Source organism: Pseudomonas sp. LBUM1661 (assembly GCF_059695925.1).
The window spans coordinates 6,079,775-6,094,930 of the sequence record NZ_CP166794.1 but is presented as its reverse complement, the minus strand read 5'-3'; the positions used below and the strand labels follow the sequence as shown (position 1 = coordinate 6,094,930).

General features: G+C 61.7%; 11 protein-coding genes. 5 read left to right on the top strand and 6 right to left on the bottom strand.

Annotated features, from left to right (window positions below):
- Nucleotides 1–5: 5 nt before the first annotated feature.
- On the top strand, nt 6–308 hold the full coding sequence (locus ACA057_RS28005) for a transposase (protein WP_497342247.1): 303 nt from the start codon (nt 6–8) through the stop codon (nt 306–308).
- The gene (locus ACA057_RS28000; RefSeq protein WP_497342245.1) at nt 305–1,141 is read left to right on the top strand and encodes an IS3 family transposase; all 837 of its coding nucleotides are present in this window, start codon (nt 305–307) and stop codon (nt 1,139–1,141) included. The genes ACA057_RS28005 and ACA057_RS28000 overlap by 4 nt, the downstream gene beginning before the upstream one ends.
- A gap of 123 nt (nt 1,142–1,264) precedes the next feature.
- Here ACA057_RS28000 and ACA057_RS27995 read toward each other — a convergent pair whose 3' ends face one another.
- On the bottom strand, nt 1,265–2,476 hold the full coding sequence (locus ACA057_RS27995; protein WP_401357526.1) for an MFS transporter: 1,212 nt from the start codon (nt 2,474–2,476) through the stop codon (nt 1,265–1,267).
- Between the two features lie 318 nt (nt 2,477–2,794).
- On the opposite strand from ACA057_RS27995, the gene ACA057_RS27990 reads away from it, so the two are divergent.
- Complete coding sequence (locus ACA057_RS27990; protein WP_497344036.1) at nt 2,795–4,912, top strand: mechanosensitive ion channel family protein; 2,118 nt, start codon at nt 2,795–2,797, stop codon at nt 4,910–4,912.
- Nucleotides 4,913–5,026: 114 nt separating this feature from the next.
- Here ACA057_RS27990 and ACA057_RS27985 read toward each other — a convergent pair whose 3' ends face one another.
- Entirely contained in the window at nt 5,027–9,343 is a 4,317-nt protein-coding gene (locus ACA057_RS27985) for a DEAD/DEAH box helicase (protein WP_497344034.1), read from the bottom strand.
- Between the two features lie 325 nt (nt 9,344–9,668).
- Here ACA057_RS27985 and ACA057_RS27980 point away from each other — a divergent pair, with 325 nt between their 5' ends.
- Nucleotides 9,669–10,553 carry a sugar nucleotide-binding protein gene (locus tag ACA057_RS27980; protein WP_497344032.1) on the top strand — a complete coding sequence of 295 codons (885 nt, stop codon included), beginning with the start codon at nt 9,669–9,671 and terminating at the stop codon, nt 10,551–10,553.
- Complete coding sequence (gene pgnE / locus ACA057_RS27975; RefSeq protein ID WP_401357531.1) at nt 10,546–11,475, top strand: UDP-N-acetylglucosamine epimerase PgnE; 930 nt, start codon at nt 10,546–10,548, stop codon at nt 11,473–11,475. Before ACA057_RS27980 ends, pgnE begins: the two co-directional genes overlap by 8 nt.
- Nucleotides 11,476–11,611: 136 nt before the next feature.
- Here the strand turns inward: pgnE and ACA057_RS27970 are convergent, their stop codons facing one another.
- From ACA057_RS27970 to ACA057_RS27955, 4 genes are all read right to left on the bottom strand, one after another.
- Nucleotides 11,612–12,310, bottom strand: coding sequence for an OmpW/AlkL family protein (locus ACA057_RS27970; protein ID WP_497344030.1), 699 nt, complete (start codon nt 12,308–12,310; stop codon nt 11,612–11,614).
- 221 nt (nt 12,311–12,531) lie between these two features.
- Nucleotides 12,532–13,044 (bottom strand): DUF3299 domain-containing protein, encoded by a 513-nt coding sequence (locus ACA057_RS27965; RefSeq protein WP_497344028.1) that lies wholly within the window; start codon nt 13,042–13,044, stop codon nt 12,532–12,534.
- An 11-nt stretch (nt 13,045–13,055) separates the two neighbouring features.
- Nucleotides 13,056–14,321, bottom strand: a complete 1,266-nt coding sequence (locus tag ACA057_RS27960) for an ABC transporter permease (RefSeq protein WP_497344026.1) — start codon at nt 14,319–14,321, stop codon at nt 13,056–13,058.
- A gap of 1 nt (nt 14,322) precedes the next feature.
- Complete coding sequence (locus ACA057_RS27955) at nt 14,323–15,033, bottom strand: ABC transporter ATP-binding protein (protein ID WP_497344024.1); 711 nt, start codon at nt 15,031–15,033, stop codon at nt 14,323–14,325.
- Nucleotides 15,034–15,156: the final 123 nt, after the last annotated feature.

Here is a 15,156-nt window from a genome sequence, read left to right as displayed (position 1 = left end):
TGGATATGCGTAAATCTTATTCCAATGAGTTCAAACTCAAGGCTGCCAGCATGGTGCTGGACGAGGGGCAGTCCGTTCCCGAGGTCTGCACCAGTTTGGATATTGGCCCTACGGCCTTGCGCCGCTGGGTCGATCAGGTTCGTAAGGAACGCTTGGGTTCGACTCCGGTGGGAGCCAAGGCGATTACCGCGGATCAGCGAGAGATCCAGGAACTTAAAGCCTTGCTCAGGCAAAGAGACCGGGATATCGAAATCCTAAAAAAGGCCAGTGCTCTCCTGCTTTTGGACGCCAAAGATCACTCTCGTTGATCTGTGAGCTGGGCGAGCAGTACGGCGTTAACGATTGCTGTCGTGTCTTCGGAATAAACCGCAGTAGCTTTTACGCATGGCGTCAGCGCCAAGGCAAAGTGAGTCCTAAGCGAGAGAGGCTCAAGGCCATGCTGCTCAAACACCACAGGGCGTCGAGAGAGTCTGCGGGTGCTCGTACCTTGGCTAAACAGCTGCAAGCCGGCGGGTATGATGTCGGGCGATTCATGGCTCGCAGCCTGATGCGAGAAGCAGGCATTGTCAGCCGTCAACGCCGGCGCCATAAGTACAAGTCACCCGGCGTGGAAGCTTTGGTGGCACCGCATATGCTCAAACGCAAGTTTGATGTTACGGCGGTCAATCAGGTGTGGTGTGGGGACGTGACGTACATCAAAGTCGGCAAGCGCTGGCTGTATTTCGCGGCAGTTCTGGACTTGTTCGCTCGCCGGATCGTGGGCTGGTCATTTTCGATGATCTCCGATGCCACGCTGACCTGCGAAGCCCTGCGGATGGCGATTGAACTACGCGGTCGCCCAAAAGACGTACTGTTTCACTCCGACCAGGGTTGCCAGTACACCAGCCATAAATTTAGAAATGAACTGCTGGAACATGGACTCCGGCAGAGCATGAGCCGTAAAGGCGAATGCTGGGACAACGCTCCGATGGAGCGTTTCTTTGGAAGTTTGAAATCAGAGTGGGTGCCAGAAGCAGGCTACGGATCGGAACATGAGGCCCGAGCGGATGTGCAGCGCTATGTATCGCGCTACAACATCACCAGGCCGCATAGCTACAACGACTATCGGTCACCAGTCGCCAGGGAGAAGTTGGCGGCGTGAAACCTTAATCGGTGTCCAAGATTACTTGACCAGTTCAGCCTGCTCGCGATGAGGGCTTCTCATTCAACATCTCTGTTGACTGATCCACCGCAATCGCGAGCAGGCTCGCTCCCACAGGGTTTATCAGTGGCCTGTGACGACTCGGGTTGAGCCTTCCGCAGGTTCGGCATACACCGGGCCCAACCGATCAAGACGACCGCTCCAGGCGGTCAGTGCCAGGGCCACCAACACCACCAGCCCGCCTATCCACGCAGTGTGGATCAAGCCCATGTGGGCGACGATCAAGCCACCTCCCCACGCGCCGCCGGCGATGCCGAGGTTGAACGCGGCGATGTTCAGGCCCGACGCCACGTCCACCGCATTCGGAGTGTGGTGTTCAGCCTGACGCACCACATACACCTGCAAGCCAGGCACGTTGCCGAACGCAACCGCACCCCAGACCAGCACGGTGGCCAGGGCCAGCCATGGATTGCCGGCGGTGAAGGTCAGTACGAACAGCACGGCAGCCAGCAGGGCGAAGATGATTTTCAGCGCGGCGATCGGGCCGCGTTTGTCCGCCAGTTTGCCGCCCCAGATATTACCGACGGCCACCGAGATGCCGTACACCAGCAATACCAGGCTCACGGTGCCAGCGCTGAAGCCGGAAATGTCCTGAAGAATCGGCGCCAGGAAGGTGAAGGCGATGAACGAGCCGCCGTAACCGACGGCGGTCATGGCATACACCAGCAACAGGCGTGGTTGCTTCAGCACTTGCAGTTGTTCCAGCAAGGACGCGGGTTTGCTGTGGGTAATGTTTTTTGGCACATAGAGCAGGCTGCCAATGAACGCGATCACCCCCAGCGCCGACACGGCGAGGAAGGTTTCACGCCAGCCGAAATGTTGACCGATGAACGTCCCCAGCGGCACGCCGGTGACCAGCGCAACGGTCAGGCCGGTGAACATGATGGCAATCGCGCTGGCGGCTTTTTCCTTCGGCACCAGGCTGGTGGCGATGGTCGAGCCAATCGAGAAAAACACCCCGTGGGCCAGGCCGGTGACGATCCGCGCAATGATCAGCGATTCGTAGCTCGGCGCTTTCCAGGCCAGCAAGTTGCCGAGGGTGAACAGCACCATCAGCGACAACAGCAGCAGTTTGCGCGGGACTTTGCCGGTGAGCGCGGTCAGCACCGGGGCGCCAATGGCGACACCCAAGGCATAGAGGCTGACCAGCAGGCCGGCGGAGGGCAGGCTGACGCCGAGGTCGGCGCCGATGGTCGGTAACAGGCCAACGATGACGAACTCGGTCGTCCCGATGGCGAAGGCGCTTAGGGTCAGCGCGAGCAAGGCAATGGGCATGGCTGCAACTCCGGTGGATTGATTGATGGAGCGCAGTGTCGGGGTTTAGGTTGTGCGGAAAAATACAGGGATAGGCATTTGATATTTGATCTGTGCGCAAATATGGACGGCGTAGGGCCTGGTAGGAGCGAGCTTGCTCGCGATGGACGTGAACGAAACCGCGTGTTGACTGATGGAATGCGGTGCCGTTGAGTTCATCGCGAGCAAGCTCGCTCCTACAAGGATTGTGTAATGGCCGCATTGTTTAACGGCCAAAACCGAACTTGCCTACAATGTTCCGATCAGTTCCTTACAGACCCTTTTGAAGGAGCACCGCGTTTGTTCAAGTTCAAGACCGCGATACTACTGGGGGCGTTGCTGATTCTGGGCAGCAATGAACTGGAGGCAGCGGCGATACCGGGTGTCCCGGCGGCCGCCACGCCGGCCGTACCACCGGCCCATCCCGAACCGCTGGTTCAGGGTGGCCTGCTAGGGGCCATCAGTTCGAGCATCGAGGAAGTCCAGGGCAAACTCGATCTCAACGAAGACCTGATCGACGCCTGGCGCGTACGTGCCGATCGCGCGGCCGATGAGGTGGATCAACTGGTCAATCATCCATCGGCCCGTTCGAGCTGGAGCGTGGCCGGCGACTTCCTGCTGTTGTCCGGCGTGTGGATTGGCGTCTTTGCGTTGCTCTGGTTGCTCGGAGGACTACTGACCAAACGTCTGTGCCAGAACCGCCTGCTGCTTACTCGCGAACGCGGTCAGGCGTTGCTGGGTTACGTGTTGCCCTACACGATTCCGGCGTTGGTCAGCCTGCCGCTGACGCTGTATGTCAGCCACTTTCTGAAGGTGTCCGCCGGCCGTGCGCTGGCGTTGTGTTTCGCCTACGCCACCAGCAGCGGCATTTTCGCCGCGTCGCTGCTGGTGTCGCTGGTGGTGCTGTTCAATGCCGGCCACAAGCGCCCGGCAGTGCAGATCATTCGCCAGTACAGCCCACGGCCGCTGTTTGTGATTGGCTTCCTCGTTGCCCTCAGCGATGCCTTGACCAGCCCGCAGATCGCCCGTCTGCTGGGCGGCAATCTGACCAGCAGCATCGCGGTGTTCACCGGGCTGGGCGCGTCGATTTTCTTTGGCCTGCTGGTAATCAAAATGCGCCGTCCGGTGGCGCATCTGATCCGCATTCTGCCGTTGCCCCAGCGTCAAGGTCAGCCGGCATTGCGGGAAATGCTGCGGATCTTTTCCGGGCTCTGGTACTGGCCGATTCTATTGATGGTGCTGGTCTCGGTGATCAACCTGATCGGCATCGGCGATGACAATCAGAAAGTGCTGCGCTGCGCGCTGTTCACCACGGTGTTGCTGATTGCGACAGTATTTCTCAGCACCACGCTGCATCATCTGTTCAAGTCGCGCGGTGAGTCGGCGGTGCGACGCAGCAGCGCCTACAAGGATCGCTTTCTCAGCCTTTCGCACGCGTTGCTGCGGATCGCCATGGCCATTGTCTTCATCGATGTCCTCGGGCGTATCTGGGGCGTGTCGTTGTTTGAATTTGCCGTGAGCAACACGGTCGGGCGGGCGATCAGCGATTCCCTGAGCCGTATCGGTTTGATTTTCCTGATCACCTGGATGGTCTGGGTGGTGCTGGACACGGCGATACAGGAAGCGCTGAAGCCACCCGTGAGCAAACGTTCGGCGCGCCAACCCAGCACCCGAGTGAAAACCATCCTGCCGCTGCTGCGCAACGCGATCAAAATCATCCTGGTGGTGATCTGCGCCATCACCACCATGGCTAACCTGGGGATCAACGTAGCGCCGTTTCTGGCGGGTGCGGGAGTCGTGGGATTGGCGATCGGTTTTGGCTCGCAGCAACTGGTGCAGGATGTGATCACCGGGTTGTTCATCATCATCGAGGACACGCTGTCGATTGGCGACTGGGTGGTGCTCGATTCCGGTCACGCCGGCACGGTCGAAGGCCTGACCATCCGCACCTTGCGCCTGCGCGATGGCAAGGGTTTTGTGCACTCGGTGCCGTTCGGCCAGATCAAGGCAGTGACCAACCAATCGCGGCAATTCGCCTATGCGTTTTTCTCGGTGCAGTTCACCTACGACACCGATGTCGACAAGGCCATCGAGTTGATTCGCGAGGCCGGGGATTCGATCCGCGAAGATGCGTTCCTCAAGTACAACCTGCAAGGGCCGCTGGATGTGTTCGGTGTCGACAAGATGGACTTGAATGGCGTGGTGCTGACGGCGCAGTTCCGCACGGTGTCGGGCGGGCAGTACGCGGTGAGCAGGGCGTTCAATCAGCGCTTGAAGAAGCTTGTGGATAACAGCCCGTGGGTGCATTTCGCGCAGACTTATCCACAGCAGGTTTTGTTGCCGAGGCAGGGGGTTGAGCCGAAAGAGGATGCTCAAGCGGTGGAGCATTCCTCGGTGTTGATGCCGGATCAACCGTGAACTCAATGATTTGTGTTGATGCTGATGGCCCAATCGCGAGCAGGCTCGCTCCCACACGGAATGCGATCAACTGTGGGAGCGAGCCTGCTCGCGATGGTGCAAGACCAGATAGCATCAATGCCGGATCAGTTTGTTGTGCACCTCAGCACCGGCCTGCTGATCCAGCTCCAGCCAGAAATGCGGCTTGCCGGCAATCTCGGCCGCCGCTGGCAATCCATCGCGATACACCAGCCGATTACTCGCCAGCGCCGGGACTTTTTCCCCAGGCAAGAGCGTGCCTGCGAGGTTCAGCGGATCAACCCCGCACACCGCGATCAAACTCCCGTCATGCGGTCGGCGCCGCACTTCGCGCAGCAACGGAATCGCCTCGGGCAACGCAAACTGCTCACCGGCCAAGCCACTGACAAACCGCCCGCCACGAATCTCGCCCCGCGCTTCCAACCGATGGAAAGTACGCAGCAATTCCCGCCAGCTCGGCAGCCAATCCGCCTCACGTTCCAGCAAGCGCCAGAACACCACGCCGTAGCGGCGCAGCAAGGTCATGGCGATGTGTTCCAGGGTGTCAGTGGGTGTGGGCGCCGGGTGTTTGTTATCCACAACCGGTGGCGCCGCCCCGCGTCGCAATAACGCCCAGCGCCCGGCATCGTCCATCCCGCCGACAAACGCCCCGCGCCCACGTCGGCTGCTGCGATTTTGCCGTTTGCTGGCGGGAGTGATCAGCGCGCGCAGGCCGGCGAAGCTGTCGGCGTTCACTAATCCGGCGCCGACCAATTCCTGCAAGGCGATTTCCAGTTCCGCGCGCAGCAGGTGCGCTTCGTGAGTCAGCTCATCAAAAAACAGCGCACCGTGTTGGCTGAGTGCCTCAAAGACCTTTTGGGTTTTGGGCGAGAGTTCGCTGACCGGCGTCTGTTCGGTCAGGCTGCTCCACAGCCCAACCTGACTGCGCGGCAGCAGCAGAATCGGCGTGCTGCGCAGCGCCGTGCTGGCGCTCTTGTTGCGCGCGGTCAAACGGGTCCAGACCAGTTTGCCGCTGCGGCACAGGTCATCCAGCCAACTCGCCGAATAGTCTTTGATGCGTGCCGGCAGAATGTCGCTGTCCCAGGCGGAAGCGGCAGCGGGGTAGCCTTCGAACTGGCTGATGATCGCCGGCAAAATCGCGCGGCCCTGACCTTGTGTCGACATCGATAAATGCTGCCAGTCGAACAGAAATCGCATGAAATCCTGTAACGCCACGGGCTCGATTTCCCGCCGCAGACGCTTGACCGTGTAGCGATGAATGCGCGCCAGCAAATGCCGCTCGCACCATTGTTCCTGATCGGCGTCAGGCGTGAATCGGCCGCGCAGCACATAGCCTTCGCGCTCCAGTTGCGCCAAGGCTTGAGTGACTTGAGTCACCGCCAAGCCGAGCGGCTCGACGATCGCGCTCAGCGCTAAAGGGCCAAAGGCGCTGAGCCGCGCGCGGACCACTTCCAGCACCGCTTCGTCCGGCTCCCAGACCTCATCGAAATCGGGCAATGCCTCCAGCGGCGGCAGCAATGTGGCGTGCGGATAAATCGCTCGCAGACACGTCAGCCGCTCCAGTGCCAGCCACAACGACTGCCCGGCATTGATCTGCAAACGACTGGCGCGACCGCTGTCGGCCAGGGCGTTCAGCCATTCAAGCCAATGCGGATTGGCCTGCGCCTCGGCGTCGGTCATGCACGAAAGACTCATCAACGCCTCGTGCATTTCATCAACGCCGGTGGGCGCTGGCCAGGCTTCGTCGCGCACCGCTTGAATCGCCTCGGCGTCCAGCGCACCGAGGTCGTCGGTGGACTGCGGATCGCTCCAGCGTCGATTGAGCACCGCTTGCGTGCGGCGTTCTTCCAGCGGCGCGTCGTCGAGAAAGGTGTAGGGCCGGGAGCTGAGGATTTCCGCCGCGAGCGGCGAGGGCGCCGGCAGGTCGCGGCTGATCAGGCGGACCTCGCCACGCTCCATACGCCGCAACAACGCCAGCCAGCCTTCGCTGTCCATGGCGTCGTGCAGGCAATCGTCGAGGGTTTGCTCCACCAGCGGATGGGCAGGAATTTCCCGTTCGCCGGCGAGGTTTTCCACGCAGGCGATCTGGTTGGGGAAGACGCTGGCGATCAGGTCTTCGCTTTTCATCCGCTGGATCTGCGGCGCCACTTTGCGCCCGCCGGTGTAACGCGGCAGCGCCAGGGCAACCCCGGCATTCCAGCGCCAGCGCACGCCGAACAACGGCGCATCGAGCACCGCTTGAATCAGCGTGTGTTCGGCCGTGTTGCTGTGCAGGTAGCGCCAGACGTCGTCGAGTTCGAAGCTGTGGCTGTTGGACAGCGACAGTACGATGGCGTCTTCGCTGGCAGCGGCCTGTAATTCGAAGTTGAAGGTCCGGCAGAAACGCTTGCGCAAGGCCAGGCCCCAGGCGCGATTGATGCGGCTGCCGAATGGCGTGTGAATGATCAGTTGCGTGCCGCCGGACTCGTCGAAAAACCGTTCCATCAACAGCGTGTCTTGCGACGGCAGGGCGCCGAGGGTCTGGCGCGCACGGGCGAGGTATTCCACCAGTTGTTCGGCGCTGGCGACGTTCAGCCCCAAGGTGTGCGTCAGCCAGTCGAGGCTCGGTTGCAAGTTGCCGGGCGTAGCGCCGAGCAGTTCATCGAGCTGCGCTTGCAGGCGTGCCACGGCAAACGACAATTCCGCACTGCGCCCCGGTGCTTCACCGAGCCAGAACGGAATGGTCGGCGGCTGACCCTGGGCGTCTTCAACCCGGACTTTGCCGGTTTCGACCCGCAGGATTCGGTAGGAAGTGTTGCCCAGCTGGAAGACGTCCCCGGCGATGCTTTCCACTGCAAAGTCTTCGTTGACGCTGCCGATGTTCAGCGCTTGCGGTTCCAGCAACACGCTGTAGTCGGCGTTGTCCGGAATGGTCCCCCCGCTGGTCACGGCCGTCAGTTTGGCGCCCCGGCGACCGCGCAAGGTGCGGCTCACGGCGTCGCGATGCAGGTAAGCGCTACGGATGCCCTGACGGCCGTTGTAGCCTTCGGCGAGCATGCGCAGCAGCGCCTGGTAATGTTTTTCGTCGAGTTCGGCGTAGGGAGAGGCTTTGCGGAATGTCTCCAGCAGCGCCTGTTCCGGCCATTCCTGGCAACTGACTTCGGCGATGATCTGCTGGGCCAGAACGTCCAGCGGCGCCACCGGGATCTGCAAGGTGTCGAGCTCACCTCGGCGTACGCAGTCGAGCAGGGCGGCGCATTCGATCAGGTCGTCGCGGGTGGTGGCGAACAATCGACCCTTGGGCGTGCCACCGACCTGGTGTCCGGAGCGGCCGACCCGTTGCAGAAACCCGGCGATCGAACGTGGCGAAGCGATCTGGCACACCAGATCGACGTCGCCGATGTCGATGCCCAATTCCAGGGACGCTGTGGCGATCAACACTTGCAACTCGCCGCGCTTGAGCCGTTGTTCGGCGTCCAGGCGAAATTCCTTGGCCAGACTGCCGTGGTGCGCCGCCACCGCCTCTTTGCCGAGGCGCTCGCTCAAGTGCCGGCTCAAGCGTTCAGCCAGGCGCCGGGTGTTGACGAAAACCAGCGTGGTGCGGTGTTCACGGGCGAGGACGGCGAGGCGGTCATAGACCAGCTCCCAGACGTCGTTGGCCATCACCGCCGACAACGGCACCGGCGGCACCTCGATGTCGAGGTCTCGCGGACGGGCGTGGCCGATGTCGATGATTTCGCAAGGACGGTCGCGGCCCACCAGAAAGCGCGACACCGCCTCGATGGGCTTTTGCGTCGCAGACAGCCCGATGCGCACCAGCGGTTCAGCGCAAAGCGCTTGCAAACGTTCCAGGCTCAGGGCCAGGTGGCTGCCGCGTTTGCTCGCGGCGATCGCGTGGATTTCGTCGACGATCACCGTGCGGGCAGTGCCGAGCATCTGCCGGCCGGAGTCGGAGCCGAGCAGCACGTAGAGCGATTCCGGGGTGGTGACCAGAATATGCGGCGCGTTCTTGCGCATCGCCGCGCGGTCTTTTTGAGGCGTATCGCCGGTGCGCACGGCGGTATTGATCTGCAATTCGGGCAAGCCCATCACCCGTAATTGCTCGGTGATCCCGGCCAGCGGATTTTGCAGGTTGATCTGGATGTCGTTGGACAGGGCTTTGAGCGGCGAAACGTAGACCACCAGGGTTTCGTCCGGCAGATGACCGCCGTTGTCCAGGCCCCGGTGGACGAGGTCATCGATAACGGCGAGAAACGCGGTGAGGGTCTTGCCGGAGCCGGTGGGCGCGGCGATCAGGGTCGAGCGGCGTTGGCGGATCAACGGCCACGCCCGGGCCTGGGCGGCGGTCACCGTCGGGAAGGTGCTGCTGAACCAGGCACTGACGGCGGGGTGGAAGCCGGCCAGGGCGCTGTCCGGTGGAATGGGCAGATTCATGCCCTGATTTATGCGGGCGAGTGGGGGAAGTTGCAAGTACCGCTCAAGGCCTTCGCTGGCTTTTAGGGCCCCATCGCGGGCAAGCCCGCTCCCACAGTGTTCTGTGTTGTTTACAAATTTTGCATTCACAGAAGATCCCTGTGGGAGCGGGCTTGCCCGCGATGGGGCCGGCAGCTGCACCACAAATCCCTGCCAACTACACTTTACGGATGACGGTTGCGCACTAAACCCGCAAAATGCAACGATTCCGGCAACTATCAACGGCATCGCCCGTGGGCGCTGTCGATAAAATCATTGTTTCAATCAGATTGGGCCTGCTGACTCTATGCGAATGCGCCTTATGTTACTGGGCGGCGGAAATGCCCTTGGGCAGGCGCTGATTCGCCTCGGTGCGGAGGAAGACATCGGCTTCCTCGCCCCCCGCCCACCGCAAGACGGCTGGGATGCCGCGAGCCTGACGCAACTGCTCGACGACACCCGCCCGGACGCGCTGATCAACCTCGCCTACTACTTCGACTGGTTTCAGGCGGAGACGGTCAGCGAGGCACGTCTGGCCGGGCAAGAGCGGGCGATCGAGCGTCTGGCCGAACTGTGCCAGCATCACAATATTGTTCTGCTGCAACCGTCGAGCTATCGCGTGTTCGACGGCTCGCGGGCGACTGCCTACAGCGAAAAAGACGAGCCGATGCCCTTGGGCCTGCGCGGTCAGGCCTTGTGGCGCATCGAACAAAGCGTGCGCGCCACCTGTCCGCAACACGTGCTGCTGCGTTTCGGCTGGCTGCTCGATGACAGCCCCGACGGCACCCTCGGGCGTTTCCTCGGTCGGGCCGAACAGCCTGAAGAACTGCTGATGGCCGATGACCGTCGCGGTAATCCGACGCCAGTGGACGACGCCGCACGAGTGATCATTTCGGTGCTCAAGCAACTCGATTGTGCAGCACCGCTGTGGGGCACCTATCATTACGCCGGACATGAGGCGACCACGCCGCTGGCGCTGGGGCAGGCGATCCTCACTGAAGCACGCGCGCTGCATCCGCTGGCCATCGAAGCACCGACCGCCCAGGCTCACGCCGCGCGCCCGGATGCTGCCGAAGAGCCGCAACACGCGGTGCTGGCCTGCAAGAAAATTCTGCATACGTTTGGAATCAAGCCGCGCGCCTGGCGTGCGGCACTCCCTGGCTTACTGGACAGGTTTTATCGCCATGGCTGACGGTCCTGTTTTAATCACCGGCGGCGCCGGTTTCATCGGCTCGCACCTGACCGATGCCTTGCTCGCCAAGGGCCATTCGGTGCGCATCCTCGATGACCTTTCCACCGGCAAACGCAACAACTTGCCGCTGGACAATCCCAAGGTCGAATTGATCGTCGGCGATGTCGCCGACGCCGCGCTGGTGGCGCGGGCCATGGTCGGTTGCAGCGCCGTGGCACACCTGGCGGCGGTGGCGTCGGTGCAGGCTTCGGTGGACGACCCGGTGAAGACTCACCAGAGCAATTTCATCGGCACGCTGAATGTCTGCGAAGCCATGCGCCAGGCTGGCGTCAAACGGGTGCTGTTTGCCTCGAGCGCGGCGGTGTATGGCAACAATGGCGAAGGCGAGTCGATCGACGAAGACACGCCCAAGGCGCCGTTGACCCCGTACGCGTCGGACAAGTTGGCCAGCGAACATTACTTCGATTTCTACCGCCGCCAGCACGCGCTGGAGCCGGTGATTTTCCGCTTCTTCAACATCTTCGGCCCGCGACAGGATCCGTCCTCGCCGTACTCCGGGGTGATCAGCATTTTCAGCGAGCGCGCACAGAAGGGCCTGCCGATCACCGTGTTCGGCGATGGCGAGCAGACGCGCGATTTCGTGTTTGTCGGGGATTTGGTCGACTTGCTGGTGCAAGCCATCGAGAAGCCGCAGGTCGAGGTCGGCGCGGTGAATGTCGGCTGGAATCAGGCGACCACGCTCAAGCAAATGCTTGAAGCGCTGGAAGCTGTCGTGGGCGAGTTGCCGCCGATCAGCTACGGCCCGGCGCGCTCCGGTGACATTCGCCATTCCCGGGCGAACAACCGGCGATTGCTTGAGCGTTTTACCTACCCGAAGCAGACGCCGTTGAGTGTGGGGTTGGCGCGGTTGTTGGGGCGTTAAAACGTGAAAAAGGCGCCTGACGAGGCGCCTTTTTACTTTGGATTTTTTGTTGTTTCGGCTGACGTCTTCGCGAGCAGGCTCGCTCCCACATTGGGATGCGTACTCCTGTGGGAGCGAGCCTGCTCGCGAAGGGGTCTTAGAACTTGTAACCGAGGCCGACCATGTAGATGAACGGATCGACATCCACATCGACCTTGGCGCGGGTGCCCGGTGCCACGGCGTTGTTTTCCACCGTCGCGGTGGTGTCGATGTCGATGTAGCGCACCTGGGCGTTGAGCATGATGTTGTCGGTGATCATGTAGTCGGCGCCGACCTGGAACGCCATGCCCCAAGAGTTATCCGCCTTGAAGTTGCTAAAACCGTTGGCGCTGGCTTCGCTGCCGACGTGTTCGTCGTAGATCCAGGTGTAGTTGATACCGGCGCCGACATACGGCTGGAAGGCAGACTTCGCGTCCAGTGGGTAGTACACAATGCTCAAGGTCGGCGGCAAGTGTTTCAGGCTACCGAGTTTGCCGTTGGCCGCGCCCAGGGCGGTGCCTTTGATCTTCACGTCATGCTCGAACGGCGTGGCCGCGAGCAGCTCGATGCCCCAGTGGCTGTTGAGCATGTAAGCGAAGTTCAAACCCAGCTGCGTGTCGCTGCTCATGGTCGCCTTGCCGCCGAGGTCAGCACCGGCCAAAGGGCCTTGATCGACCTTGACGCTGGAACTGTCGGCTTTCGGGTTGACGGTGATTGCACCGGCGCGAACGAGGATGTCGCCAGCGTCGTGGGCGAAGGCGAGCGGGGCTGTGAGCGCTAGGGCAAACAGCGAAGCGCTGAGCAAGGACTTGTGCATGGGAGCTCCCAAAGGACGTTAAAAATGTTTGATGTCCAATGGTACGGAGCCGTCTGATACGGTCTTTTGATTCAGCTCAATGAAACAGTGATGGTCCTGGTTTTTGTGGAACCTTTAAGACGCCATCGCGGGCAAGCCCGCTCCCACAAGGTTTAGGTGATCCCTGTGGGAGCGGGCTTGCCCGCGATGACGATTGATCAAACAACACAGAACCACCGGTTTCACTCCGGCAATTCATACACATAAATCTTGTCCGCCTCCATCTGATACCCGGCATCCGCCAACTCGCTGGTCGACGCTTTAACCTGCAACGCCCCTTCGATCCAGTACGGCTGGTACAGCTCATCCAGCTTCACGCCGACTTCGCTCTTCACATGCACGATCTGGTTCGACGGCGGTGGCGGCACGTGAATGCAGGCGCCGAAATACGGCACCAGCAAAAATTCCGTGGTGCGGCCTTCTTCGCTGACTTCCAGCGGCACGATGTACCCCGGCAGGCGAATGTTCTGGCCATCGAGGCTGTTCACGACCGGCGCATTGGGCAGGTCCTGCTTGGCGGCCGGCGCGGACTCCAGTGCGTTGCCCATCTGCGACAGGTCGTGCAGCGGCGTCATGTTCGGCACTTCCGGTGCGGCATCCGGCGGGATCATTTCCGACCAGGTCAAATCCTTCGGCTCGGCCGCCCACAGGGGCAGGGCGACCAGCAGCAACAGCGCAAGCAGAGCGCGGGGCATCATTAACGTCCTCATAAACGGATCGACAGGCCATCGGCCAGGGATTGGCGATACGCGCGCCAGGCCGGCACGCTGCCCATCAGCAGCGCGGCGATCAGGATGCCACCGAGCAGCGTCCATTCATATTCGCTCGGCCAGGCCAGCGGCAGATACAAACCGTAATTGGCCTGCACATAACCCTGCGCGGCGGCGATGCCCACGTACAGCAGCGCTACGCCGGCAATCACCCCCGACAGCGCCAAGGCAAACGCCTCCAGCACCAGCAAGGTCGCGATGTGCCACGGCCGCGCACCCACCGAACGCAGAATCGCCATCTCGCGACGGCGCTCGTTGAGGCTGGTGAGAATCGCCGTGAGCATGCCGATCAACCCGGTCAACACCACAAACAGCGAGACCACGAACAAGGCTTTTTCCGCCGTGCTCATCAGACTCCACAGCTCTTGCAACGCCACGCCCGGCAGGATTGCCAGCATCGGCTCGCCTCGGAATTCGTTGATCTCGCGCTGCACGGCGAAGGTCGAAATCTTGTTGTTGAGGCCGAGCATGAACGCGGTGATCGCTTGCGGCGTCAGGTCCATGTTGCGCGCCTGATCGGCACTGATCCGGCCTTTGCCTTGCGCCGGCACACCGTTGTGCCAGTCGATGTGAATCGCCTCCATGCCGCCGAGGCTGATGTGCAATGTGCGGTCGACCGGGGTGCCGGTGCGCTTGAGAATGCCGACCACGGTGAACGGTTTGTCGTCGTGCTTGACCAGGCTGATCACCGCGACGCCGTGGGCCAGCACCAGTTTATCGCCGAGCTTGTAATGCAGCGCATCAGCGACTTCGGCGCCGAGCACCACTTCAAACGGGTCGGAGGCAAAGGCGCGACCGTCGGCCAGTTCCAGGTGTTGTTGATGACCGTACTGGTAGTGTTCGAAGTACGCCTCGGTGGTGCCCATCACCCGATAACCGCGATGGGAATCGCCGAGGGACATCGGGATCGCCCACTTCACTTTCGGGTTGTTGGCGAAGTGTTCGAAGCTGTCCCAACGGATATTGTTGGTGGCATTGCCGATGCGGAACACCGAGTACAGCAACAGGTTCACCGAGCCGGAGCGCGCGCCGACGATCAGGTCGGTGCCGCTGATGGTGCTGGCGAAACTGGCTTTGGCTTCGGTGCGCACCCGTTCCACGGCCAGCAGCAGGCAGACCGACAGGGCAATGGCGAACGCAGTGAGGATCGCGGTGAAGCGGCGGTTAGCCAGGCTGGCCATGGCTAGACGGAACAAATACATCTCAAACCTCTTCGGGCGTGGCGGCGCGATTGAGCTCGGCCAGCGACAGGTTGCGATCGAACAGCGGCGCCAGGCTCTGGTCGTGGCTGACGAACAGCAGGCTCGAGCCGGCTTCGCGGCATTCGGCGAACAGCAGGCGAATGAAGTTCTCGCGAGCGTCGTAATCCAGGGCCGAGGTCGGTTCGTCGGCGATCACCAGTTCCGGCTGACCGATCAACGCGCGTGCGGCGGCGACCCGTTGCTGTTGGCCAATGGACAGCGAATCGGCGCGGCGGCTGAGGATGCTTTCATCCTTCAGGCCCAAGTGCGCGAGCAAGGTCGCGGCCGCCTGATCGACGCTGCCGTGGCGCTGTTTTGCCCGTTCGGCGCGCAGTCTGGAGAAGTGGCAGGGCAGCTCGACGTTCTCGCGTACCGAGAGAAATGGCAGCAAGTTGAACTGCTGGAAGATGTAGCCGGTGTGGTCGACGCGGAAGCGGTCGCGGGCACCTGCGCCGAGTTCGGTCAGTTCCTGGCCGAGCAGGCGAATGCTGCCGCGATCGGGCTTCTGCACACCGCCGAGCAGGCCGAGCAGGGTGGTCTTGCCGCTGCCGCTGGGGCCTTTGAGGAACAGGGTTTCACCGGGTTCCAGGCGGAAGGCCGGGATATCCAGCAGCGGCGGGTGACCGGGCCAGCTGAAGCCCAGGTCGGACAGTTCGATGAGTGCTTGGGTCATGGCGCCGATTTCATGGGTTTTGGGTACTTGTCTCAACTTCACATTCAACACCGCCCCCTGTGGGAGCGAGCCTGCTCGCGATGAGGCCGTTACTTTCAACATGGATGTCGACTGTTCGGCCGC